Origin of the sequence: Pseudomonas silesiensis, from assembly GCF_001661075.1 — a bacterium.
GTDB classification, from domain to species: Bacteria; Pseudomonadota; Gammaproteobacteria; order Pseudomonadales; family Pseudomonadaceae; genus Aquipseudomonas; species Aquipseudomonas silesiensis.
Window position 1 is genome coordinate 2,826,738 of the sequence record NZ_CP014870.1, and the last position, 23,334, is coordinate 2,850,071.

Annotated in this window: 19 protein-coding genes and 1 pseudogene; 12 read left to right on the forward strand and 8 right to left on the reverse strand. The window is 58.0% G+C overall.

Annotated elements, in window-relative coordinates; translation table 11 throughout:
- Positions 1-36: 36 nt before the first annotated feature.
- Positions 37-1,776, reverse strand: coding sequence for a dipeptidase (locus tag PMA3_RS12705; RefSeq protein WP_064677472.1), 1,740 nt, complete (start codon positions 1,774-1,776; stop codon positions 37-39).
- Positions 1,777-2,009: 233 nt separating this feature from the next.
- Between PMA3_RS12705 and PMA3_RS12710 the strand changes: the two genes are divergently transcribed.
- The 3 genes from PMA3_RS12710 (at position 2,010) to PMA3_RS12720 (ending at position 5,844) form a co-directional block, all read left to right on the forward strand.
- Positions 2,010-3,107, forward strand: coding sequence for a carboxynorspermidine decarboxylase (locus PMA3_RS12710; RefSeq protein WP_064677473.1), 1,098 nt, complete (start codon positions 2,010-2,012; stop codon positions 3,105-3,107).
- Positions 3,108-3,133: 26 nt separating this feature from the next.
- Positions 3,134-4,372, forward strand: coding sequence for a saccharopine dehydrogenase family protein (locus PMA3_RS12715; RefSeq protein WP_064677474.1), 1,239 nt, complete (start codon positions 3,134-3,136; stop codon positions 4,370-4,372).
- Positions 4,373-4,914: 542 nt separating this feature from the next.
- Positions 4,915-5,844: a ZIP family metal transporter gene (locus PMA3_RS12720; protein ID WP_064677475.1), complete on the forward strand. Its 930-nt coding sequence runs from the start codon at positions 4,915-4,917 to the stop codon at positions 5,842-5,844.
- A 28-nt stretch (positions 5,845-5,872) separates the two neighbouring features.
- On the opposite strand, the gene PMA3_RS12725 is transcribed toward PMA3_RS12720, so the two are convergent.
- Positions 5,873-6,562, reverse strand: a complete 690-nt coding sequence (locus PMA3_RS12725; RefSeq protein ID WP_082930472.1) for a Type 1 glutamine amidotransferase-like domain-containing protein — start codon at positions 6,560-6,562, stop codon at positions 5,873-5,875.
- Between the two features lie 181 nt (positions 6,563-6,743).
- Positions 6,744-7,679 (reverse strand): DMT family transporter, encoded by a 936-nt coding sequence (locus PMA3_RS12730; protein WP_064677477.1) that lies wholly within the window; start codon positions 7,677-7,679, stop codon positions 6,744-6,746.
- Positions 7,680-7,778: 99 nt separating this feature from the next.
- Here PMA3_RS12730 and PMA3_RS12735 point away from each other — a divergent pair, with 99 nt between their 5' ends.
- The 3 genes from PMA3_RS12735 (at position 7,779) to PMA3_RS12745 (ending at position 14,239) form a co-directional block, all read left to right on the forward strand.
- The gene (locus tag PMA3_RS12735) at positions 7,779-8,648 is read left to right on the forward strand and encodes a LysR substrate-binding domain-containing protein (RefSeq protein ID WP_064677478.1); all 870 of its coding nucleotides are present in this window, start codon (positions 7,779-7,781) and stop codon (positions 8,646-8,648) included.
- Positions 8,649-8,821: 173 nt separating this feature from the next.
- Positions 8,822-9,370 carry a cupin domain-containing protein gene (locus PMA3_RS12740; RefSeq protein ID WP_007895886.1) on the forward strand — a complete coding sequence of 183 codons (549 nt, stop codon included), beginning with the start codon at positions 8,822-8,824 and terminating at the stop codon, positions 9,368-9,370.
- 105 nt (positions 9,371-9,475) lie between these two features.
- Complete coding sequence (locus tag PMA3_RS12745) at positions 9,476-14,239, forward strand: DUF3320 domain-containing protein (RefSeq protein ID WP_064677479.1); 4,764 nt, start codon at positions 9,476-9,478, stop codon at positions 14,237-14,239.
- 208 nt (positions 14,240-14,447) lie between these two features.
- Here the strand turns inward: PMA3_RS12745 and PMA3_RS12750 are convergent.
- The 4 genes and pseudogenes from PMA3_RS12750 to PMA3_RS12765 form a co-directional block, all read right to left on the reverse strand.
- Positions 14,448-14,630 (reverse strand): annotated as a pseudogene (locus PMA3_RS12750) (addiction module antidote protein); the annotation flags it as partial.
- A complete protein-coding gene (locus PMA3_RS12755) occupies positions 14,631-14,906 on the reverse strand; it encodes a hypothetical protein (protein WP_064680693.1) in 276 nt (91 codons plus the stop codon).
- A 104-nt stretch (positions 14,907-15,010) separates the two neighbouring features.
- Positions 15,011-15,313 (reverse strand): hypothetical protein, encoded by a 303-nt coding sequence (locus PMA3_RS12760; RefSeq protein ID WP_064677480.1) that lies wholly within the window; start codon positions 15,311-15,313, stop codon positions 15,011-15,013.
- Between the two features lie 678 nt (positions 15,314-15,991).
- Complete coding sequence (locus PMA3_RS12765; RefSeq protein ID WP_064677481.1) at positions 15,992-16,210, reverse strand: PLD nuclease N-terminal domain-containing protein; 219 nt, start codon at positions 16,208-16,210, stop codon at positions 15,992-15,994.
- Between the two features lie 229 nt (positions 16,211-16,439).
- Between PMA3_RS12765 and PMA3_RS12770 the strand changes: the two genes are divergently transcribed.
- From PMA3_RS12770 to PMA3_RS12790, 4 genes are all read left to right on the forward strand, one after another.
- The gene (locus PMA3_RS12770; RefSeq protein WP_064677482.1) at positions 16,440-16,928 is read left to right on the forward strand and encodes an Hcp family type VI secretion system effector; all 489 of its coding nucleotides are present in this window, start codon (positions 16,440-16,442) and stop codon (positions 16,926-16,928) included.
- Between the two features lie 7 nt (positions 16,929-16,935).
- Positions 16,936-17,913, forward strand: coding sequence for a hypothetical protein (locus PMA3_RS12775; protein WP_064677483.1), 978 nt, complete (start codon positions 16,936-16,938; stop codon positions 17,911-17,913).
- An 803-nt stretch (positions 17,914-18,716) separates the two neighbouring features.
- A complete protein-coding gene (locus tag PMA3_RS12785) occupies positions 18,717-19,388 on the forward strand; it encodes a DUF2268 domain-containing putative Zn-dependent protease (RefSeq protein WP_064677485.1) in 672 nt (223 codons plus the stop codon).
- A 74-nt stretch (positions 19,389-19,462) separates the two neighbouring features.
- Positions 19,463-19,885: an HD domain-containing protein gene (locus PMA3_RS12790; protein ID WP_064677486.1), complete on the forward strand. Its 423-nt coding sequence runs from the start codon at positions 19,463-19,465 to the stop codon at positions 19,883-19,885.
- A gap of 10 nt (positions 19,886-19,895) precedes the next feature.
- On the opposite strand, the gene PMA3_RS12795 is transcribed toward PMA3_RS12790, so the two are convergent.
- Positions 19,896-20,369, reverse strand: a complete 474-nt coding sequence (locus PMA3_RS12795) for a DUF2059 domain-containing protein (protein ID WP_237140714.1) — start codon at positions 20,367-20,369, stop codon at positions 19,896-19,898.
- A gap of 248 nt (positions 20,370-20,617) precedes the next feature.
- Between PMA3_RS12795 and PMA3_RS12800 the strand changes: the two genes are divergently transcribed.
- Both PMA3_RS12800 and PMA3_RS12805 read left to right on the forward strand, forming a co-directional pair.
- Positions 20,618-21,706: a GlxA family transcriptional regulator gene (locus PMA3_RS12800; RefSeq protein WP_082930312.1), complete on the forward strand. Its 1,089-nt coding sequence runs from the start codon at positions 20,618-20,620 to the stop codon at positions 21,704-21,706.
- A 344-nt stretch (positions 21,707-22,050) separates the two neighbouring features.
- Complete coding sequence (locus PMA3_RS12805; RefSeq protein WP_064677487.1) at positions 22,051-23,262, forward strand: M24 family metallopeptidase; 1,212 nt, start codon at positions 22,051-22,053, stop codon at positions 23,260-23,262.
- Positions 23,263-23,334: the final 72 nt, after the last annotated feature.

Here is a 23,334-nt window from a genome sequence, read left to right on the forward strand (position 1 = left end):
AGAAAGACCCGCCAGGGCGGCGGGTCCGGAAGAGGATCAGAGCTTCGGCAACTGCCCGATGCGCCCCAGCATCTCGGTCACGATCTGCAGGTCCAGCAGGAACTGGTCGACCGTCTTGAACTCGTTGTCGGTGTGGCCGGTGTACTTCAACTCGGGCCTGGCCAGGCCGAACTGCACGCCATTGGGCAGGTCATGGACCGAAGTGGCGCCGGCGGAGGTGCCGTACTTGTGCTCCATGCCCAGGTTTTCGCTGGCCACGGACAGCAGGGCCTTGACCCATTCACCCTCGGGGTTGCGGTACATCGGCTCGGCGATCGAATAGTCGAAGGCCGGCGCGATGTGGCTGTGCTTGCTCCAGGCGTCCAGCTTGTCGGCGATTTCAGCCTTTAGCACGTCCGGCGACTTGCCCTTCGGCACCCGCAGGTTGACCGCGAGCTTGAAGGCTTTTTCATCCATCCCGACAAAGGTCAGGGAAGCTGTAAGCGGCCCCATGAAGGCATCGGAAAAGCCCACCCCCAATTTGCCGCCCAGGTAATCCAGGCCCCAGTTGTCGGCGGCGTAGCGCGCGGCATCGGTGATGTGGTTGTGCTTGAACGCGACCTTGCCGTCGAGGCTGTTGAGCAAGTCCAGCATCCTGGCCACCGGGTTGACGCCGGATTCGGGCTCGGAGGAGTGGGCGGAAACGCCGGTGACCGTCAGCTGCACGTCCTGGCCGACGACCTTGGCGGACACCTCGAAGTTGCCGCCATTGCGCCGGGCATAATCGGCGCCGGCCTGCTGCAGGCTGGCGGCCAGCTCGGCGGGTTGGTCGGTCAACAGGGTGGCGACCGAGGTCGACGGAATCTGGTTGGTGGCCAGCCCGCCCGTCATCGCCGTGATTTCGGCGCCTTTGCCCTCTGCGGCCCGCCGGGTAAAGCTGGCCATGACAGTGCCGTAGCCTTTCTCGGCGATCACCACCGGGTAGCTGCCATCGAGTGCCAGGTTGTAGTTGGGCGTCGGGTTGCGTTCGAAGTAGTACGGGATCGCGTCGCCGGTGGTTTCCTCTGTGGTGTCCACCAGCAGCTTGAAATTCCTCGCCAGCGGCAGCTTTTCTTCCTTGATGACCTTCATCGCGTAGAGCGCGACCACGATGCCGTTCTTGTCATCCTCGGTGCCCCGGCCATACATGCGATCGCCGATCAGGGTGACCTTGAACGGATCAAGCCGGGTGCCGTCTTTGAGCACCCAGTTTTCCGGCGTCACGGGCACCACATCGGCATGCGCGTGAATGCCCACGACTTCATCGCCACGGCCTTCGAGGGTGATCTCATAGACCCGGTTGTCAATGTTGCGAAAGGTCAGGTTGAACGCCTGGGCCAGGCCCTTGAGCTTGTCGGCGATCCTGATGAACTCGGGGTTGTCGTGCTGGGCCACGCCTTCCACGCGGAAAGTCGGGATGGCCACCAGTTCGCGCAGGGTCTCGTTGGCAGCGTTGCCGTATTTCACCCGTGCATAAATGCCCAACAGGCGATGGATGTCGTTCTGCTGTTCAGGGGCAAGGGTCTTGTTGCCGAGGAAGGCGTTGATGGCCGCGCCGAGGTCGGCGGTTTTGGCCAGGTCGCTCTTGGCCAGGCCGCCCAGGAACTGTCGGAAATCCGTGACCGGTGCGTCACTGAAGGTCTTGAGGATCGCCGTGCTCTGCTGCGGGGTGATGTTGGCGTACGCTGGGGTGGTGAATGACGAAAGGCTGGCGAGTATCAGGGTGGCTGCGGCCAGGTGCTTGAGTGAACAATTCATTGCTGGGCATTCCTTTGCAGGCTGGTTGGGAAGTCTGATCGAAGTAACAGAACATTTCCAAAATTAACACCATTCGTCAGTCCGAAGGGCACCAGGGCTGCATTTTCGATTCAAACAACCGGGTAGCCGCCACCCGACAATCGGCAAACTGCGCATTCTGCTCTTTCGATATGGAATAAGTGAAGGCACAATGCGCATCCTTTTTTGGCTGGCCTTGCCGGAGGCGCCTCGAAATGATCAAAACGCCGTATTACCTCATCGATAAACAGAAGCTGCTGGCGAACATGCAGAAGATCGCCTATGTGCGCGAACAGTCCGGGGCCAAGGCCCTGCTGGCGCTCAAGTGCTTCGCCACCTGGTCGGTGTTCGACCTGATGCAGCAGTACATGGACGGCACCACCTCGTCGTCGCTCTACGAACTCAAGCTCGGTCGCCAGAAGTTCGCCGGCGAGACCCATGCCTACAGCGTGGCCTGGGCCGACGACGAGATCGAGGAGATGCTCGAGAACTGCGACAAGATCATCTTCAACTCCATCGGCCAGCTGCAGCGCTACACCGAAGCGTCGGCGGGCAAGGTCCGCGGGCTGCGGGTCAATCCGCAGGTGAGCAGCTCGGATTATCTGCTGGCCGACCCGGCGCGTCCGTTCAGCCGCCTGGGCGAATGGGACCCGGTGAAGATCGAACAGGTCATCGGGCAGATCTCCGGTTTCATGTTCCACAACAACTGCGAGAACGGCGACTTCGGCCTGTTCGACCAGATGCTGTGCACCATCGAAGAACGCTTCGGTCATCTGCTGCACAAGGTCGAGTGGGTCAGCCTCGGTGGCGGCATTCACTTCACCGGTGAAGGCTATGCGCTGGACGAATTCTGCGCGCGCCTCAAGGCCTTCTCGCAGAAGTACGGCGTGCAGGTCTACCTGGAGCCGGGCGAAGCCGCCATCACCCAGAGTGCGTCGCTGGAAGTCACCGTGCTCGACACCCTCTACAACGGCAAGCACCTGGCGGTCGTGGACAGCTCCATCGAAGCGCACATGCTCGACCTGCTGATCTATCGCCTGAACGCCAAGCTGGCACCCAGCGAGGGCGAGCACACCTACATGGTGTGCGGCAAATCCTGCCTGGCCGGGGATATTTTCGGCGAGTATCAATTTGCTCGGCCGCTGGCCATTGGCGATCGGCTGTCGTTCGTCGATGCAGCGGGATACACCATGGTCAAGAAGAACTGGTTCAATGGCTTGAAAATGCCGTCCATCGTAGTGAAACAACTCGACGGTAGTATCGAGGTGGTTCGCGAATTTGGTTACAACGACTACATGTCCAGCCTTTCGTAAGCTGGCGCAGAGGAGAGTTAGATAAATTGAAGAAGAACGTACTTATCATTGGTGCAGGAGGTGTCGCCAAGGTGGTGGCCCACAAGTGCGCGCAGCACAACGATGAACTCGGTCGTATTGCTATCGCGTCGCGCAACATCTCCAAATGCCAGGCCATCATCGACAGCGTCAAGGCCAAGGGCAGCCTCAAAGTGCCCGCCGACATCCAGGCCTTCGAGCTGAACGCTCTGGATGTGGAAGCGACCAAGGCGCTGATCCGCGACACCGGATCGCAGATCGTCATCAACGTCGGCTCCGCGTTCCTCAACATGTCGGTGCTGCGTGCCTGCATCGATACCGGCGTGGCCTACCTGGACACCGCCATCCACGAAGAGCCGGGCAAAGTCTGCGAGACGCCGCCCTGGTATGGCAACTACGAGTGGAACCACCTGGAGGAATGCAAAGAGAAGAACATCACCGCCATTCTCGGTGTGGGCTTCGACCCGGGTGTGGTCAACGCCTATGCGGCGCTGGCGCAACAACAGTATTTCGACCGCATTGATTCGATCGACATTCTCGACGTCAATGCCGGTTCCCATGGCAAGTATTTCGCCACCAATTTCGACCCGGAAATCAACTTCCGTGAGTTCACCGGACAGGTGTGGAGCTGGCAGGACAGCCAGTGGACCAGCAACACCATGTTCGAAGTCAAGCGCACCGACGACCTGCCGGTGGTAGGCGAGCAGAACCTGTACCTGACCGGTCACGACGAGGTGCACTCGCTGTCGAAAAATCTCGACGTGCCCAACGTGCGTTTCTGGATGAGCTTCGGCGAGCACTACATCAATGTGTTCACGGTTCTGCGCAACCTTGGCCTGCTGTCCGAGCAACCGGTCAAAACCGCCGAAGGCCTGGAAGTGGTGCCGTTGAAAGTGGTCAAGGCCGTGCTGCCTGATCCGAGCTCGCTGGCGCCGGGCTACACCGGCAAGACCTGCATCGGCGATCTGGTCAAGGGCACCAAGGACGGCCAGCCGCGCGAGGTGTTCATCTACAACGTGGCCGACCACGAAGACGCCTACGCCGAAACCGACAGCCAGGGCATTTCCTATACCGCTGGCGTGCCACCGGTGGCAGCAGCCCTGCTGGTCGCCCGCGGCGAGTGGGATGTGCAGCGTATGGCCAACGTCGAAGAGCTGCCGGCCGAGCCGTTCCTCAAGGCGCTGGACGTGATGGGCCTGCCGACCCGCATCAAGGACGAGCATGGCGATCGTCCCCTGGAGCTGTAACGCCTGACACTCCCCCCGACACAAGGTGCGCCAGGGCAGGTGCACCTTGCTGTTTCGTTCATCCCCCCCTTGTAAGAACCTCTGAGCCGCTGACCCCCTTATGGATCAGCTCACGGCACGGGTTTGCCTTGTGCGATATAGATAGCGACGGGTCGCTGGAAGTTTGTATTAGCAAGGCTTACCGCCGACGACTGGCGGGCTTTTCAAGCATTGGCCGCTGTTGAATACCGCCTGTCGCGTCTCAAAAATCTTTTTAAAATTTTCAAACGGGCAAGCGCTTCAGATAACTGTGGGCGGCGCATTCGGTGGATACGCACGCTATTGAGGCGTGCGGTGCCTTTTTGTTACTAAGATGAATACGGGGTGAACGACATGGCTTCGAATTTCAATAGGGGATCCGGGGATAACCACCTGGACCTGTCCGGTTTGTTCAACGCCACCGCGCGGGCCTTCGAGCGAGATGCGCAACGCATCTCCAGGCAGTTGCTACCGGCCACGTCCGGGGCGAACCGCAAGCGAGCGAACAATCGATAGGAGGTGGTATGGCAGATCCAGCGTCGTCGGGTGCAAATGCATCACGCTCATGGCTTGAACTGGCTCGCAGCAGCGGGTGGCAGGGCGCCTGCTTCTGGTTGACCCTGACCATCGTCACCTTCCTGCTGCTGTTCAGCGGCTATAGCGCGCTGATCGGGGCCGACCCGAAGATACTGCATTACGCGATGCTGGGCGGTACTGCCGGTTTCGCCGCGACAGCCCTGGGTGCCGTGATGGCCCTGGTGCTGCGTGAAGTGGCGGTACGCACCCAGGACATGATGCTCGGCTTTGCCGCCGGGATGATGCTGGCCGCCAGCTCCTTTTCGCTGATCCTGCCCGGCATCGACGCCGCGCAGTCCATCACGGGCAACCAGATGGCGGCTGCCGCCGTTGTCGTGTTCGGGATGGGCTTGGGCGCGGCGCTGATGGTCGGGCTGGATCGCTTCGTGCCCCATGAACACCAGAAGATCGGCAGAAAAGGGCCCGAGGTGCAACGGATCAACCGGGTCTGGCTGTTCGTCCTCGCCATCACCCTGCACAACCTGCCCGAAGGCATGGCCATCGGCGTCAGCTTCGCCGACGGCGACATGACCGTGGGGCTGCCGTTGACCACCGCCATCGCGCTGCAGGATATACCCGAAGGTCTCGCGATCGCGCTGGCGCTGCGGGTGACCGGCATCTCGGCACTGCGGGCGGCCATGGTGGCGATCGGTTCCGGCCTGATGGAACCCCTGGGCGCGGTGATCGGCCTCGGGGTGTCTTCCGGGTTTGCCTTGGGGTATCCGATCGCCCTGGGGCTCGCGGCGGGTGCGATGATCTTCGTGGTCTCCCATGAAGTGATTCCGGAGACGCACCGCAACGGGCATGAAACGCCTGCCACGTTGGGGTTGATGCTGGGGTTTGGGGTGATGATGTTTTTGGATACGGCGTTGGGTTAGTGGATCAATACCCAGAAGATCTTAAACGTCACAGTGCCTTTACATGTGGAGACACCATGCTGATTGCATAGCCGTTACATGAAGCGTTATTACGGATCGATTTATGGTATTTGCCATTTTTGAAATGCAACGCGATGTTGTCATCTACAGCATAGGCAGGCTGAATGCCTTTAAGACGGATAAACTCAATAAAGGATGCCTCTCGCTCTGCTTCTGAACTGAAATGCGGGCACAGGGCGCCGGAGATTAAACCCATGCCGCTGATCAAGGCGAATGCTCCACCTGAATCCGAGTGACCGTAGTCGAACCAGCAAATGGCTCCAGCGCTGACACCACAAAGAATTTTGCCTTTCGCCCACGCCTCCTTCAAAAGGTTGATGACGCCGAACTCGCGCCAAATAGCCAGCATCGCTCGGGTGTTTCCGCCAGCGATATAGATGATTTCAGCTTGGTCAATCAGTGATGAAATATGTTCTGAGCGTGGGAAAGGTGGTGTGAAGAATGTCAGTTGGGTGACAACACAACCTGCACTCTCATATTTGCCAATGAAGTCGGAAACTTTCAATGGGTCATCACCATTGGCGGTGGAGATGTAAAGGATCGTCGGGTGCGCTTTGTCCGTTAGTGATCGTATGTATTCGTCAATGGGCGTCATGCACTTCATGTCCTCAGTGGACTCACCACCAATGACAACAATATTTTTATTCGTCTTTGTCATGCTCATCCCCTTTGCAATAAATTATCCATACAAGGGGATTACTATTCACTTTCGTAAAGAAATTGTTAAGTCGGATTGATCCTGCGTTTTCAGTCCGTTTTCCTTTTAACGTGAGAGATGATTCCTACAGGACAATTGCCCGATTCAACTATTTTGGCTGGAGGTTTTGCAACCGCCTTAGCTACTGATCGCCTTGGGGCTGGCAACTGGCGCGATGATTTTTGTGGTCTCCCACGTGGCTCATCCCCAGCAACGGCAATCCCACAAGCGTCAGCGCCACACCCACCATTGCACTGCTCGCCAACGGATCGCCGAACTGCAGCCATGCCCAGATCATGGTCACCGGTGGTGTCAGGAACAGCGCGCCACTGATGCGCTGGATGCTGAACCGCTGCAGGCACAGCCAGTAAAAGCCGTAGCCACCCAGCGTCGCAAAGGCCACCAGCCACACCACGCCCACTGCAAAGCCTGTCCTCATCGGCGGCCTTATTTCACCTTCAAGACGCGCCAGCACGGCAAACACCGGAATCACCGCGCAGACCTGAATGAACAGCGCGGTCAGGGCGGACATCGACGCTCCGGGCAGTGCTTTCTGGTACAGCGTCGCCGCCGCCAGGGACAGGACCGCCAGCAGTGGCAAGCTATAAACCCAGAGGTCAGTGGCGTCCCATTCGACACTGGCGGCGCTGGCCACCAGCATGCCGCTCAGACACAGCGCCAATCCCAACCACTGCCATCCTCGGGTGCGCTGCCCGGGCACGCTGCCGCCCAGCACCACAATCGTCAGTGGCAACAGATTGGCGATCAGTGAGGCCGTGCCTGGCGCTACACCCAACTGAATGGAGGCGGCAATCGGCCCGATATAGCCGCCGATGGCGAACAGCCCCAGCAGCCCGTGATGCACCAGATCGCGGCCGCGCAAGGCGCGCAGACCCGGCCAGGCGAACGGCAGCAACACAACGGCCGCGAGGATGAAACGCCAGAGCGTGGCCAGGTACACGCTGCCCTGGTCTGCCACATACCGGTAGCCGATGAAACCGGAACTCCAGCTGATGACCATGGCCAACAGCAACAAGCCGTTGGCCAGCAGTGACAAGCGAGTGTGCATGACGTTCATCGAATGGCACCTGACAATGGGCTGAGTTCGATGGTAAGAATGAAGGTGTGATGCAATCAAACGATACGATCAGCACCAGTGATGCAGGATAACTAAACCATGGCCGAGACCATCGATATTGAGCTGCTGCGCACCTTTCACGCCATCGTGCGCTTCGGGCAATTCCTGGCGGCCTCGAGCTTTTTGAACAAAAGCCCGTCGGCGGTCAGCCTGCATGTGCGGCGCCTGGAAGCCCTGGCAGGGGGGCGCTTGCTGGAGCGTGACAACCAGACCGTCAACCTGACGCCCCTGGGCCGTCGCTTCGCCCTGCAAAGCGCCGAGTTGCTGTTGTTGCACGACCGCATGCTCGCCAGTTTCAGCACACCGGTGGCCAGTGGCCGGGTCAGGCTGGGCATTTCCGAGGAGTACGCGGGTGCGGTCCTGGGCTGTACGCTGCCGCACCTGAGCGCGGATTTTCCTCACATTGAACTGGAGGTCGAAACCGGTTCCAGCGGGCGCCTGAACACCCGCCTGCAGCGCGGCCAACTGGATCTGGCGTTGCTGGTGGAGCCGGTTGAGGTGACTGCACTCGATGCGCGTTGCATCAAGACCTTGGGCATCACCCAACCCGTCTGGGTCGCCGCCCATGACTACCGGCTGGACCTCGCCAGGCCGGTGCCCCTCGCTTTGCATGGCAAGGGCTGCCCGTATCGAAGCGTGGCGGTCGACGCGCTTACCCGGCTGGGCCGGCGCTGGCGGGTGGTCATCATGAGCGCCGGGGTCACCGCCCTGGAAACCGCGATCGAAGCCGGCCTGGCCATCGGCATCGCCGACCGCGCCCAAGTGCGGCCAGGCATGCGCATACTGACTACCGCAGACGGCTTGCCGGAGCTGCCGATGCATGAACTGCGACTGATGCTGGCCCCGGGAAAATCGAGTGAAGCGGGTGAGGTCGTGGCGGGATTGATCGGGCACGGCTTTCAGCTTTGACGGGCTTTTTTTGCGCAGCCATCGCAACCCACCTTGCGCCTACAGCAACACCCCCAAACGTGATTTAATACCCGCCTTTCACATTTCCGGGACAGGGAAGCGGTACTTTCGCGGCCAAAAGTCGCCCGCCATCCACCCCCATAACCCTTAAGTATTATTCGCATAAGGCTGTCATGGACACGGGCTCACGACTCAAACTAGTACGCGAAAGCTACAAACTCTCCCAGCGCGAGCTGGCCCGGCGTAGCGGCGTCACCAATGCCACCATCTCCCTGATCGAACAGAATCGCGTCAGCCCCTCCGTCAGCTCCCTGAAAAAACTGCTTGAAGGCATACCGATGTCTTTGGCGGACTTCTTCACCTTTGATCAGCCGCCGCGTGAGCATCAGTACGTATTTCGGGCTAATGAACAGCCGGACCTGGGCCGTCATGGGCTGCGGTTGCTGCTGATTGGCGCCTCGGTACCGAGCCGGCAGATGCGCTTGTTGCGCGAGCAGTACGCGCCTGGGGCGAGCTCGGGGGAAGAGCCGATTGTGCATTCGGAAGGGGAGGAGTGTGGGCTGGTTACGCGGGGGACTGTCGAGCTGACGGTTGATGGGCAGATCAGTGTGCTGAATGCCGGGGATGGGTATTACTTTCCGACAACGCTGCCGCATCGGTTTCGCAATATCGGAGCGGATGAGGCGGAAATTATTAGTGCGAATACGCCCGCAAACTTCTGATGAATAAAGTACGTCAGTGTTTCCCTGTTGTGGATGCAGAGTTCTGAAAATTTTGAACGTGTTTTCCATCGTTTCCAGCCTTTACCACGTTTCAAGAGAGTTCTCATGAGTTCAGGGATTAGTCAAAAACTGCAGGGTAGCCGCAAGGAACTGCTCGATATCGGCCTTCGCAACACCATGCTGAACTTCCGCGCGTCGGCCAAGACATTGGCTGTCGTTGATGAGCTTTCAGAGTTGGTGTTCCACCTGCTTTATCGGCAAGGCAAGGCGATGAGCTTTGCGCCAATGGCGCGCCAGACATTGGCGGCCTTGGCGAAACCCCTCCAGGTCGATGTTGAAGACGCGCAGGATGCAGCGACCGATGAGTTGTTGTTGCAAGAGCTCGACGGTCTAGGCGAATCAGGTTTTGTAGACGATGAACTGGACGAGTCGGGTCGAGCGCGTCGGCATACGGATGCGCGCCTGCAGACCGCACTGGATGAGGAGCGCTTGTTCCTGCAGTTGTTGAGGATTCACAGTGAGGCGCGAGCCTTCGTCGAGGAGCAGGGCGTCAACACGCTGTTCCTGGCGTTGGGCTTTCTTCATTGGTACGAAGCCGACAACTCAGAAACCCTTCGCAAGGCGCCCTTGATGTTATTGCCGGTGACCCTTGAACGCAGCGGCGCCAAGGACGCGTTTAAACTGAGGTATTCCGGCGACGAGTTGATGCCTAATTTGTCGTTGATCGCCAAGCTCAAGACCGATTTTGGTCTCGACCTTGCGGCCTGCGAGTTCAGTGAAGATCGCTTCGATGCTGCCGAAGGCAGTCTCGACAGTTTTTACGCCGAAGTCACGGAGCTGATCAGCAAGCAATCGCGCTGGAAAGTTTCAACGAACGAGGCCGCCCTCGGGTTCTTTTCCTTCGGCAAGTTCCTGATGTTCAAGGATCTGGATCCGAAGAGCTGGCCGCAAGACCAGCAGCCCGATGCCCACCCGGTCATCACCCGGCTCCTTGGGTCAGGTTTCGGTGACCAGCATCCTGCCTATGCCGAGGATGTGAACATCGACTCGGTGCTCCAGCCTGGGGAAGTGCGATTCGTCAAAGATGCCGACAGTAGCCAGACCGAAGCGATCCTCGAAGTGCGTGAGGGCGCCAACCTGGTTATCCAGGGACCACCGGGTACCGGCAAGTCGCAGACCATCACCAACATCATCGCGGAACTGATTGCCCAGAAAAAAACGGTGTTGTTCGTGGCCGAAAAGATGGCCGCCCTGGAAGTGGTCAAGCGTCGACTCGATGAATGCCATCTGGGTGATGCAGTGCTTGAATTGCACAGCCACAAGTCGACTAAAACGTCGGTGCTCAAAGAGCTCGGACGTACACTTGAACAAGGCCGGCCACTGACCAAAGTGGGGGAAGACGATCTGGCCAACCTGGCGGAGCTGCAAGGCAACCTGAACCGGTATTGCTCTGCCGTGAGTGCGCCTGTGGGGGCCAGCGGCATGGACTTTGTCGAGGTGCTGGGGCGATACCTCAAACTCAAGCACAGCAACGGCGAGTTACCTGCGATTGCGTTCGCGCCAATGGCGTCATGGACCCAGGCTGATCAGCTGAAACGCCGCGAACTGGTTGAAGTACTGACGCTCCATCTCAAGGAAATGGGCCGCCCGGACCAAAACCCGTTCTGGGGAAGCAAACGAACGTTCTTCTCCCCCATTGAAAAGGACAATGCGAGCAACGCATTGCAGCAGGCAAGTGCACACTTGGCCGCTTTGGAAGCCGCCGCCAAGGCGCTGTCGATTCGGCTGATGCTGACTCAGCCCGCCACGCTCGCGGACGTAGTCGTCATATGCCGCGGCGCAAGGCGGGCGGCCGAAGCGCCTCGTCTGCACGGGGTTGAGCTGAATACGGGCGACTGGCAGCTACGCCGCGACGCCATACGTGAATTGCTGGATGCGGGCCAGCGCATGAGCCTGTGCAAAGCCAGGCATGGCGCCCTGTTGATCGAGGCCGCGTGGGAACAGGATCTGTTGGAAGTCCGGCAGAATCTGCTGGCCTACGGTGACAAATGGTGGAAGGTGTTTTCGGGCCGCTATCGCGCTTCAAAGGCTCGTTTGCAAGGGCTTGCACAAGGTGTGCTGCCTGGCGGCAATGCCGAACAACTCGCCATGGTCGATTCGGTCCTGACCTATCAACAAAGCCGGAAGGTTTACGACCGGCACGAGGCCCTGGGAAGTGACCTGTTCGGTGCTCAATGGCAGCGTCAGCAGTCCGACTGGGCGGCACTTGAGCGCATCAGTACCTGGGTAGACCAGCTCTACGAAGACCTCGGTAAAGGCCATTTACCCGAAGGGATCATTGCGTTTCTCGCCGGACCCACGGACACCCGCGGGCTTGGGGAAACGGTCAGTGACATCGAGGCCCATCTCGCCGGCCTTGACCAGGCATTACTGGCCGGCCTGGAAGTCATCGGTATGCAGGATGACACTGCGCAAACGCTGCGCAACCTGGATCTGCCTGCCCTGGGCGCGCGCTTGCAGCTATGGCAGACCAGCCTGAGCGCGCTTTACCAGATGGCGCGTTTCAATGTGCTGGCGGACGAGATGCATCAGGCACAACTGGGCGAACTGTTGAACATTGCCCTGAGCAGCGAAACGCCGGATCAGCTTCCCGCCATCCTCGACTTTTCCTGGTATTCGGGGCTTGTGCAAAAGGCCTACGCGGAAAAACCGGCGCTACAGCAATTTGACCGCATCAAGCACGAACATCAGATTGCCAGGTTCAAGGCACTTGATGCAGCCTCGTTGAACCATGCTCAAACCTGGTTGGCACGCCAGGTATGGGAGCAGATGCCCAATGTGAACCAGCCGGGTGAAATGGCAACGCTGCGTGCAGAGCTGAACAAGAAGCGCCGGCATATTCCGATTCGCCAGCTGATCGACAAGGCGGGTCGGGCGATTCAGCAAATCAAGCCGGTATTCATGATGAGCCCCATGTCGATCGCCAACTTTTTGCCTCCAGGCAAGCTGGCGTTCGACGTCGTGGTGTTCGACGAAGCCTCTCAGGTCAAGGCCGTCGACGCGTTTGGCGCGATATTGCGCGGCAAGCAAGTGGTGGTCGTGGGTGACACACGGCAGATGCCGCCTAGCGATCTGTTCAGTCGCGACATCGCCCCCGACGACGAGAACGACGCCACCGCAGACATCGAAAGCATCCTCAGTCTGTTCAAGGCGGCGGGTAGCCTGGAACGTTACCTGCGCTGGCACTACCGCAGCCGCCACGAATCACTGATCGCGGTCTCCAATGTCGAATTCTACGACAGCAAACTGGTGGTGTTTCCCTCTGCCGGACAGCATCTCCACGCCAAGGGTGTGAGCTTCGATTATCTGCCCCACGCGGTGTATGACCGTGGTCGTACTCGCACCAACAAGGAAGAAGCCAAGGCGGTCGCCCAAGCGGTGATGAAGCATGCGTTGGAGACGCCGCAACTTTCCTTGGGAGTGGCTGCATTCAGTGTCCCCCAGCGGGATTTGATCAGTGTCGAGGTCGAGTTATTGCGGCGTAAGACACCTCAGGCCGAAGTGTTTTTCACCGCACAGGGCAGCGAACCGTTCTTCGTAAAAAACCTCGAAAACATTCAAGGTGATGAGCGCGACGTGATCTTCATCAGCATTGGTTACGGCCGAAATGAATCCGGTCGTATCGCCCGTGAATTTGGCCCGCTCAACAAAGATGGCGGGCATCGTCGACTCAACGTTTTGATCACGCGGGCCAAGTTGGCGATGCGCGTGTTCAGTAACTTCCGCGGTGATGAGCTGGACATCGATGCCACGGCGAAACACGGCGTACGAGCCTTGAAAAACTTCCTCAAGTACGCGGAAACAGGCGAACTGGAAGTCGCCAAAGAAACCGGCAAGGCTCCAGACTCGCCTTTTGAGGACCAGGTTATCCGGGCCTTGCGTGATCTCGACTACCAGATAGAGCCCCAAGTCGGCACCGCCGGTTACTTCATTGACCTCGCCGTGAAAGACCCGGAGTTCCCGGGCCGCTACGTGCTGGCCGTCGAATGCGATGGCGCGGCCTACCACAGCTCGCGCTCGGCCCGTGATCGCGATCGGTTGCGCCAAGGTGTGCTGGAAGGGCTGGGATGGAATTTCCATCGTATCTGGAGCACCGATTGGTTCCGCAATCCCGAGCAGGAAATCAGCCGGACAGTGGCGGCGATCGAAGCGGCACGCGAACGTATAGCCAACCGTCGTAACGTTCCGGTTGCAGAGACTTTGATCGAACCCCTGCATGAAATTCTCCGGGATGAAACGGTTGATGAAGTCGAGCCGCTCGCCAGTACGCCCTATGAGAAAGCACGACTCGCTGCGGTAACCAACCAGCTGGAACTGCATCAACATCAACCGGAACACCTGCTGCAGCTGATCCGGACCGTGGTGGATGTTGAATCTCCGGTGCATTCGGTGGAGGTCACCCGACGCCTCATGGATGCGTTCGGGGTGACACGGCAAGGGTCAAGAATCACAGCCGCTGTTGAACAGGCCATTGGTATCGGCATTCAACAAAGGCACTTCTTGCGTCGGGGCGAGTTTCTTCATTTGGCCGACAACCGCCCCGTCGTCATCCGCAGCCGGGCGCATTGGGAGTCTTCCGAGCGTAGGTTGGAGTGGGTCGCGCCTGAAGAGCTCGACCGGGCGTTGATAGACATCATCGTCTCGGGATTTTCCATGAGTCATGACGATGCGATTTCTGGGGCTTTGAGATTGCTGGGCTTTGGTCGTGCTACTGCCAAGGTGACAGCGGTGTTGGAAGAGAGAATTGACCAGTTGATCAGTGACAGGCGGTTGGAGTTGAGGGAGGGGCGGCTGGTGGTGGGTGTCTGATCTGGGATGCCGAAGAAACCGCTGATAACGGCCCGACGCTTGTCGGACCTAGGCAGGTGTGACGGGTAGCAGTGGCGGTGCGGGTGTTGGTAATTAGGTTGTCCGGGAAGATCTGGCTCTAAGGTGGTCGATTAACAAAAATGCCTGTATTGCGAGATACGGGCATTTATTTTGCGTATTACCACCGTGACAGAGAGTCGCCCGCGACGCTTTTAGCAACTTCATCCAGAGCATGAGCCAGCGTCGTGTCTCCGGCCTTCATACTTTCAGCAATGTAAGCCGCTTTAATTTCCGGGCTGTCGAGAAAATTGGAAGCTTCGTATCTACTGGTGCCAGAAGTGTCGAGATTGAGGATGGGCATACTCTCGGGATTGAAAATCGTTTTTTTCATCTAGGTACGTCCCGATGCCGCTTGAGCTTCGACACGGCGAACGGTGATTACCTCGCCGACCTTGACCTTACGGCGAGGCTTCGCTTTGGCCACAAAGGTTTTGCTGCCATCAAGTGACATCCGGACCAAATCACCAGAATCGACACGAAGCACGCTACCGCTCACTGACAATGCACGAGCATAAGCGGACATTGTAGCCATTTTGGCTAAATCAGGAATCTGACGCTCCAGAGCGTCCATTTCCTTATCCGAGTGCTTCTTCGCTTTTATACTCATCGGGAAACTCCCCATCCGCGTGCACTCTGGCACTTCTTGCCTGGATAAAATATTGAATATGTTCAAGCAAGGAAAACCCGCAACAATGCGGGTTCTCCTTCGGTTCAGATCTGGTCAGTAACCCTTGGAGCCTCAAACCCCCGTTGCTCAATCACCCGAAACACATCGCTCACATCCTGAACCATGATCCGGGCGATATTCGTGACGGTATTGATGTCGTTTTCGGCGTAGTCGGGGAGGCTGGTGCAGGCCATGAGGTGCAGGTATTGGAGGACGGCGTTGAGGCGTTCGCTGACGCAGTTGTGGAGTTCGCGGAGTGGGGCGTCGCTGTCGATGAGCAGGACAGGGTAGTCGGTGGCGAATTGGGACATGGGGGTGAAGCGGCGGGGCGGATGGCTCATTGTCATAAGTAAATCTTCCTCGTATTTGAAAGAAGAGCTACTGCCGTTCGCTGCGATTCGAATGGGTGGTAGCTGTGTGTGGGTTCGCAGACCGAGGATACGAGGAACCCGGCAGACCCTAGGATCTCCCACACACAGCCACCATAAAGCGATTCCGGTCACTGATGCGACCGTCATTCAGATTATGGTGCTGGGTTCTACACGTATCTTGAGGGCTGCGAAACCCCATCGCTGCCAAATGTCAGCGACGGGTCGAATATAGGCGTCGATTTTGGTGTCTGCAAACGGGGCTGTAGGACGGAAAATCGGGTTTGGGGGTGATGTCGAAGCAACATCCCGCTGCGTAGCCGGCGTGGAAACCAGAGTGTGTTTAATGTCCGGTGGACCGTGTGTGCCGGATCTGCGGCTACTGCGCATCAGACCGCGGGCTTCGGCAGCTGCTACAGGATGTGGGTGTTTAAACATGTGGCAGGGATTGGGTCGGATTCGCCGCCCGGTAGGAGCAAGCTCCCTCGCCACAAGCGGTAAATTCCTACACGATTTTCGGACGTCAATATCAAAAAATCGCAGCCTTCGGCGTTTTCTACTTCACTCCGGTATCAGCAATGACAAAGCCCCGAAACATCGGGGCTCTGTCGTTTTGAAGGGTGCAATTTCCAAATCGCTATCGCACACCCTCCGCCATCATTGCCGAGCCTGCGGTGAATGGGGATTGTGTTCAGTATGTTTCGGCCCAGCCAATGCCCACGCCACTACCCCAAGCAGCGGCACAAACACGATAAACACGATCCACAAGAGCTTGTTGCTCGATTTTCCTTGGGCTTTGCGCACCCGGTTGATCGCCCACAACTCAACCAGCAAAAGCACTGCCGCGAGCACGATCCACATTGTTTCGATTGGCATTAGTCACCTCCTGATAGTCATTCAGTTAGGTTCGCGCTGGCGGGCAGGGTTCATTTTTATTGGGTATTTTCGGCTTCGCGGGAAATGTCCTACAGCTCAAGGCCGGAACAGAATAGGACGGGTCTGATTCTGCATTCTGACGGTATTTCAGCTGGCGATGACTGAGTTAAACCGCCGTACATTCACTTCTGAAAAAAGAAAAAGCGATTTATCACTTGGGAGAGAACGCATGGCATTTGACGCATTTGTCAAAATCGAAGGCATTCCCGGCGAAGCCCTGGATGAACAGTACCGCGACTGGATCGAGGTCAGCGGATACAGCTTTGGGACTCATCAAAGCACGTCGGCAACGGCCAGTTCCAATGGCGGCGCGAGCTCCGGGCGTACGACGCTGAGCAACTTCACGTTCACCAAAGTATTGGACAAAGCGAGCTGCAAGCTGATGGAGGCCAGCTGTGCCGGTCAGCATCTGAAAGAGGTCAGCCTGGTACTGAGCCGGGCTGGGGGTGAGAAGCTCAAATACTTCGAGATTATTCTCGAAGAGGTCATTATTTCCGACTACGCACAAAACGCTGCCGCCGGCATTCCGGTGGAAATCGTGCAGTTGAATTATGGCCGCATCAAAACCATCTACACCCAGCAAAAGCGCAGCGATGGTGCCGGTGGCGGCAATATCGCGGGCGGCTGGGATCGCATCAACAACAAAAAATATTCGTGAGGCTGAAATGGCAGAGCCTCTAGCGTTCATCAATACTCGAACCCAGACTTACGAGTCGCTCAAGGCTCAATTGGGTCTGACGGGTGTCTCCAAAAGCAAGTTCGATGCGCTCAACGGCCACATCGCCAACACGGTGGTGCTGGCCGGTGAGCTGGTTATCGTCGGTGACGTGACCACTTCATCCAGTACGAGCCAAGAGGCGTACCTCATGGCCAAGGCACGCGACATCCATATTGGTTTGTTGACAAACCAGGTCGACGCTGACGACTTTTTCCTGGACAACTTCGACCTGCTGAAGGAGGTGCTCTCCTATAGTTCTATTGGCGCCGGTGTGGTCAGTGACGGGTGGAGCAAGCACATGGCGGCGATCGGTAAGACTCTGGAAGAAATCGAGCAGTTGCATAAGGAGTTTCTGCGCACAGGATCAGAAACCGCCAGGAAAAAGTTCTTGGCCGAACGAGCCATCGTGTTCAGCAAGCTGGAGGGGCAGCTTGCAAGGGCGGCCTCTTATGGCTCGGGGCTACGTCACCAAGGGTCGATAAAAAGAATGCTTGGGATATCTACCAAGAGCTATTTGCATACGGGTGAGATTGTAGGGTATGCGGAAAAAGTCGATGGCGTTGCCAAGGCTGCAAAATTGATCAAGAGCGGCACGTATATAGGTACGGCGCTGACGGTTGCTTCGTCCGGGCTGGCAATCAGGAACGCGTGTGCGCTGGGGCGGGAGGAGGAATGCACGAGGGCCAAGTATGTGGAAGGTTTTTCATTAGCTGGGAGCTTGGGAGGAAGTGCTGTATTTGGGTCTTTAGGGGGCTTTTCAGCAACTTACGGTTGCATACTAGTGCTGGGCATTGCTACTGGAGGCCCTGGGGCGCTGGTTTGCGGCGTAGTAGGCGGCGCATTAGCGGGGTATGTGGGGGGAAAGGTTGTCGAAGACGAGGGCAGAAATTTTGGTGAGTATCTGTATGGAAGAATGGCGCAATGAGCCATGAGTCACTCGGTCTGATATCGCTAATGTTATTCCCGCCCTTTTTGCTATTGGCGATTTGGCTAATTTACATGGTTCATGTCTATACAGAGAGAGCCGAGGCCTTGATGATCAATAGTAGTTTCATAGAGGCTAACAGGTCGCTATTTTCTCAGATGGGTTTGATTGGGAAAGCCATGCGCAATGGTTTGCTCACTTTGGCCTTGCTAACGCCGACACTCGCTGCAAAGCGCGGGCTAGTGAATGTCGCTGATGTGAAAAATTTCCCGATCGGCTTGAGGCGAATATTGTTTTTGTCTTGGGGGTCCAGTTTTGTATTCTCAGTCGCACTCGTCGTGCTAAATGTTTTTCGCCGATATTCATATTGAATAATTGGTTGGAGATGAGAGGGTTTAACTGGTGAGTTAAACGCTGCTCTATTCAGAGATTCGTATGCGGTCGTAAAGCGGGTGCGTATGACATGGAGTGGAAATGAGTCCGGTGGAGCCAGGATTGATTGTTATATTAATATTTATACCAATGATATTGTCGTTGCGGACCGGAATGTAGGAGCGAGCTTGGTCCGGGCGACGTTCCGACGATGGTCGCCAACGATAACGCTGCTAACCTGCCACCGCGCGGCGTTCTTGGGTTTTTCGCGAGCAAGCTCGCTCCTACAGGGGATTTGCAGACTAGGGATCACACTGGTATTGGCAAATATTATTGAGCTGGCATTTGAGTATAAATATCTGATGCAGAGGCTTGGGGCCCGCGTATATGCTCGGGGCGACTTAGAAACTTATGCTCGGGTTGAACTGATAATGGACAGGTGGACGCTGCACTGGCTGGAAGCCTCAGGGAGCCTTGATGAATATCGCGCCGAGGTGATCGGCGAATTCGACACCGCCTGCAAGACGGTCTCGCGATTGCTCACCCCACCGCGACTTGATGTGCTGATCCAGCGCGTGCCTGGCGAGACCATCCCCGAGCTGGGGCTGATGGGGCGAGCGTATCGAAGCACCCTGTTCTCGATGACCCTCGATCCGGATAACCCCAATTGGTTGCCCAGCCTGCGCAGCGGCGCGTTGCATCGGCAGATCGTGCATGAGGTCCATCATTGTTTGCGCATGGCGGGTCCGGGTTATGGCTGGACACTGGGTGAAGCCTTGGTCAGCGAGGGACTGGCCGGGCAATTTGTCCGCCATTTGCTCGGCAGCGATCCAGAGCCTTGGGAAAATGCCGTCAGTAACGCCGATCTTCTGTGCAATCCAGTAGATCTGCAGGCGCTTGAGTCGGGGTACTACAACCACAGCGAGTGGTTCTTCGGTTCCGGCGCTCACCCCAAATGGCTCGGTTATACGCTCGGTTATCAGATGGTCGGACGCTGGCTGGCGTCGGTTGGCGACATCGACGGGGCCACATGGATCAACGTACCCGCCGCCGACATTATCGCCTCGGCGCTTGAGGAAGGCATTGTGGTGCTCAAGCCCTGAGTCAAACTGATCAAGTCGGGAAAGGGTCCAACGACCTCAGCTTCATTCAGGCATTCAAACCGGGGAACCGCAAGATGACTCAAACACTGGAACGCGCCATTGCCATCGCTGCCAACGCCCATCAAGGGCAAGTCGACAAGGGCGGATCACCTTACATCCTGCATCCGCTGAGGGTCATGTTGCGGGTCAACACCCTCGAAGAGCGCATCGTTGCGGTACTGCATGACGTGGTCGAAGACTGCGGCATCAGCCTGGAGGACCTGCGCCAGGAAGGCTTCAGCGAAACGGTGCTGGAGGCTATCGCGTCGGTGACCAAGGTGCCGGGCGAGTCCTATGAGGCATTCGTCGAACGCGCGGCCCTGAACCCGGTCGGCCGCGTAGTCAAATTGGCGGACCTCGAAGAAAACAGCGATTTATCGCGGATTGAACAGCCGTCCTGGGACGATCTGGAGCGCATTGAAAAGTATCGGCGGGCGATTGGCGTATTGCGCTCGTAACGTCGCGCAATTACAAGACGTGCTTGGCCAGAGTCGCCATTAGCGCCTCGGTGACCAGAGCAATCAGGATGGGTTTTGACCTCGCCTGCATATCGCCACCGATAGCGGCTTGCTGTGCCTTTACTTTGCCCATGTATTTCGATGAGGTACCTTCAGCCGCGAGCGAGGACAACTCTTTTGCAGAGAATGACTTTCCATAGGCGTGCGCAAGATTCTCGTCCCAGTCAGGCTGATACTTCGGCAGCAATGCGTTGATTTGCTCAGCTATGGCACTGCTTGCTCCGGAGCTTCCCAGCTTTGAAGCGATCATCGCGTAGGTGACCGTTCTCTGCGCTGCCAATAGTGCAAGGGCACGGAGATTACTGCCCATGTGTGCCTTGGCTACGAGCGTGCGAGCGGCATCAAGAGAGGGTGTTTCAGCCGACACCGGGCTTGCGAGCGCGAACATGGTCAACGCGAGAGCAGCAAAATAAATCCTTTTCACAGTTTGGCTCCATAGGAGGGTTCGTCGTGGTTCGGCAGGCTTGCGCACGATAATGTCCAATATTGCCAATGACTGCCACTGATGGTGAAGCAACCGCTCAGCTTCGACCCGCTCCCCGATAGCCTGCCAACTGCAAGAGTGGTACTGACGAACACTTTGAGGTCGAAATCTGACACGCCTCGAGGATCCCTGACGCCGACAATTCGCCTGGGTGCAACAACCTTGAAAGCGGCGCGCGGGGATCAACCATGGTTAGCAGTGTTTTTGACAAGTTCAAGCCAGGAGAGGATGCCTTTAGCGCCCATCCTGGCGAATCTGACCGACCACAACCATCGCCGCTGCGTATCGGCTTCTGGCTGATGGAAGCGTTCGATTTGTACACCCTGGCCAATGCGCTGGAGCCACTGCGCCTGGCCAACCAGGTGGCCGGGCGCACGCTTTGCCAATGGCAGATGCTCAGTCTGCATGGAGGGCAACTGCACGCCAGCAACGGCATCGCCACTGCCACGGTGCAACTGGATCAGGCCCAGGCACTGGACGTGTTGATCCTCTGTGGTGGCGATAGCGTGCACGCCGGCGCGGATCAACCGGACGTTCGCCAGCAGCTGGGTTACTGGGCGCAGCAGCCGATCAGCCTGGGGGCCTTGGGCAAGGCTGGTTGGCTGCTGGCGCAGATCGGGGCGCTGGACGGCTATCGCTGCAGCTTGCCCGAGCCCGACGCGCGTGAGTCCCAGGGCGCCTTCAAGGAGTTGAACCCGGTGGCTGCGCCGTTTTGCGTTGACCGTCATCGCCTGACCTGTGTCGGGCCGCAGGCTGTTCAAGGGTTGATGCACGAACTGCTCTCCCGCAACCACGGACGTGCTCTGGTGCTGCGCATGGAGAAACACGCCGCGCGCCAGGCCAGGCCGCTACAGGCCATGCATAACGCCCCGGCAAGGCTGCAAGCGGCGCTGGCGTTGATGGGCGATCACTTGAGCCGCACCTTGGGTATCGACGAACTGGCGGAGAAGATGGGCATGTCGCGCCGACACCTGGAGCGGTTGTTCAAGCGCAGTCTGGGGTGTTCGCCGTCTCGGCATTATCTGGATTTGCGTCTGCAGCGGGCGCGTCAGTTACTGCAGGCCGGGGGGCAATCGATGGTGGAGGTTGTCCAGGCGTGCGGGTTTGTTTCGGTGCAACATTTTGCCCGCTGCTATCGCCAGTACTTCGGTGCGCATCCGCGGGAGGATGAGGGTGGGGATTTGCTAGGGATTGCGGGGTGTCAGTCAGCCTCTATTTTGAATGTGCCGGCCTCTTCGCTGCGGTGCGGCGATCCGACAAGCCAGCTCCCACACTGAGCTGGCGTCGAGCCCCGATCCTGCGATCGACATAGCCCCACTGTGGGAGCGGGCTTGCCCGCGAAGAGGCCCTTTCAGCCAACATCAATGTTGAATTTAAGTCCGCCTTTGCGAGCAAGCTCGCTCCTGCATTGACCGAGTGAATTTCTGTCCCAATGCCTCCGTCCGACGGGGGCATTGTTGTTTTTGGCGTATGGGTTGGAGGGGCGTTTGCCAAAGAGCGGATCTGACCAACTACAGGTCGGATTCGCACAAAAAACCTCGCTTTGCATCTGTTCGAATGATCTTCAGCGGCCCGACCAGAGTGGCGCCTTCTGTTGCAATCACTGACAAGGATAAATGACATGCAAATGCCCAAAACCATCCAGATCATGAACGGCGAAAAAGTGACGCCGACCTTTTCGGCCCAGGAATATGCCAATCGCCAGGCGAAATTACGGGCTTACCTGGCGCAGAACAATATCGACGCGGCGGTCTTCACCTCGTATCACAACATCAACTACTACAGCGATTTCCTGTATTGCTCCTTCGGCCGTCAGTACGCACTGGTGGTGACCCAGGACAGCGCCGTCACCATCAGCGCCAACATCGATGGCGGCCAGCCTTGGCGCCGGACTGTCGGCACGGAAAACATCGTCTACACCGACTGGCAGCGTGACAACTATTTCGTCGCGATCCAGCAAGCCTTGCCCAAGGCCGGGCGGATCGGCATCGAATTCGACCACCTGAACCTGCTCAATCGCGACAAGCTCGCCAGCCGTTACCCGCAGGCCGAACTGGTGGACGTCGCGGCACCCTGCATGCGCATGCGCATGATCAAGTCCGCCGAAGAGCATGCGATCATCCGTCACGGCGCACGCGTAGCGGACATCGGTGGTGCGGCCATCGTCGAAGCCTTGCGTGACCAGGTGCCGGAATATGAAGTGGCGCTGCATGCGACCCAGGCGATGGTGCGCGAAATTGCCCGCACCTTCCCCGACTCCGAACTGATGGACACCTGGACCTGGTTCCAGTCCGGCATCAACACCGACGGCGCGCATAACCCGGTGACCTCGCGCAAGGTCAACAAGGGCGACATCCTCAGCCTCAATTGCTTCCCGATGATCGCCGGGTACTACACGGCGCTGGAACGCACCTTGTTCCTGGATCACTGTTCCGACGAGCATCTGCGCTTGTGGGAGGTCAACGTCAAGGTGCACGAGGCCGGTCTGAAGCTGATCAAGCCGGGCATGCGCTGCTGCGATATCGCGCTGCAACTGAACGAGATCTTCCTGGAGCACGATCTGCTGCAGTACCGCACCTTCGGCTACGGCCACTCGTTCGGCACGTTGAGCCATTACTACGGCCGCGAAGCCGGGCTGGAACTGCGCGAAGACATCGACACGGTGCTGGAGCCGGGGATGGTGGTGTCCATCGAGCCGATGATCATGCTGCCCGAAGGCCTGCCGGGCGCCGGTGGTTATCGTGAGCACGACATCCTGATCGTCAACGAGCAGGGCGGGGAAAACATCACCCATTTCCCGTATGGTCCGGAACACAACATCATCAAGAAGTAAGACGAGCGCCGCACAGTGAGCCTGTGCGGCGTTTTTTGTTGCAACTGATGCATGCGCGCCCAAGAACGCGCA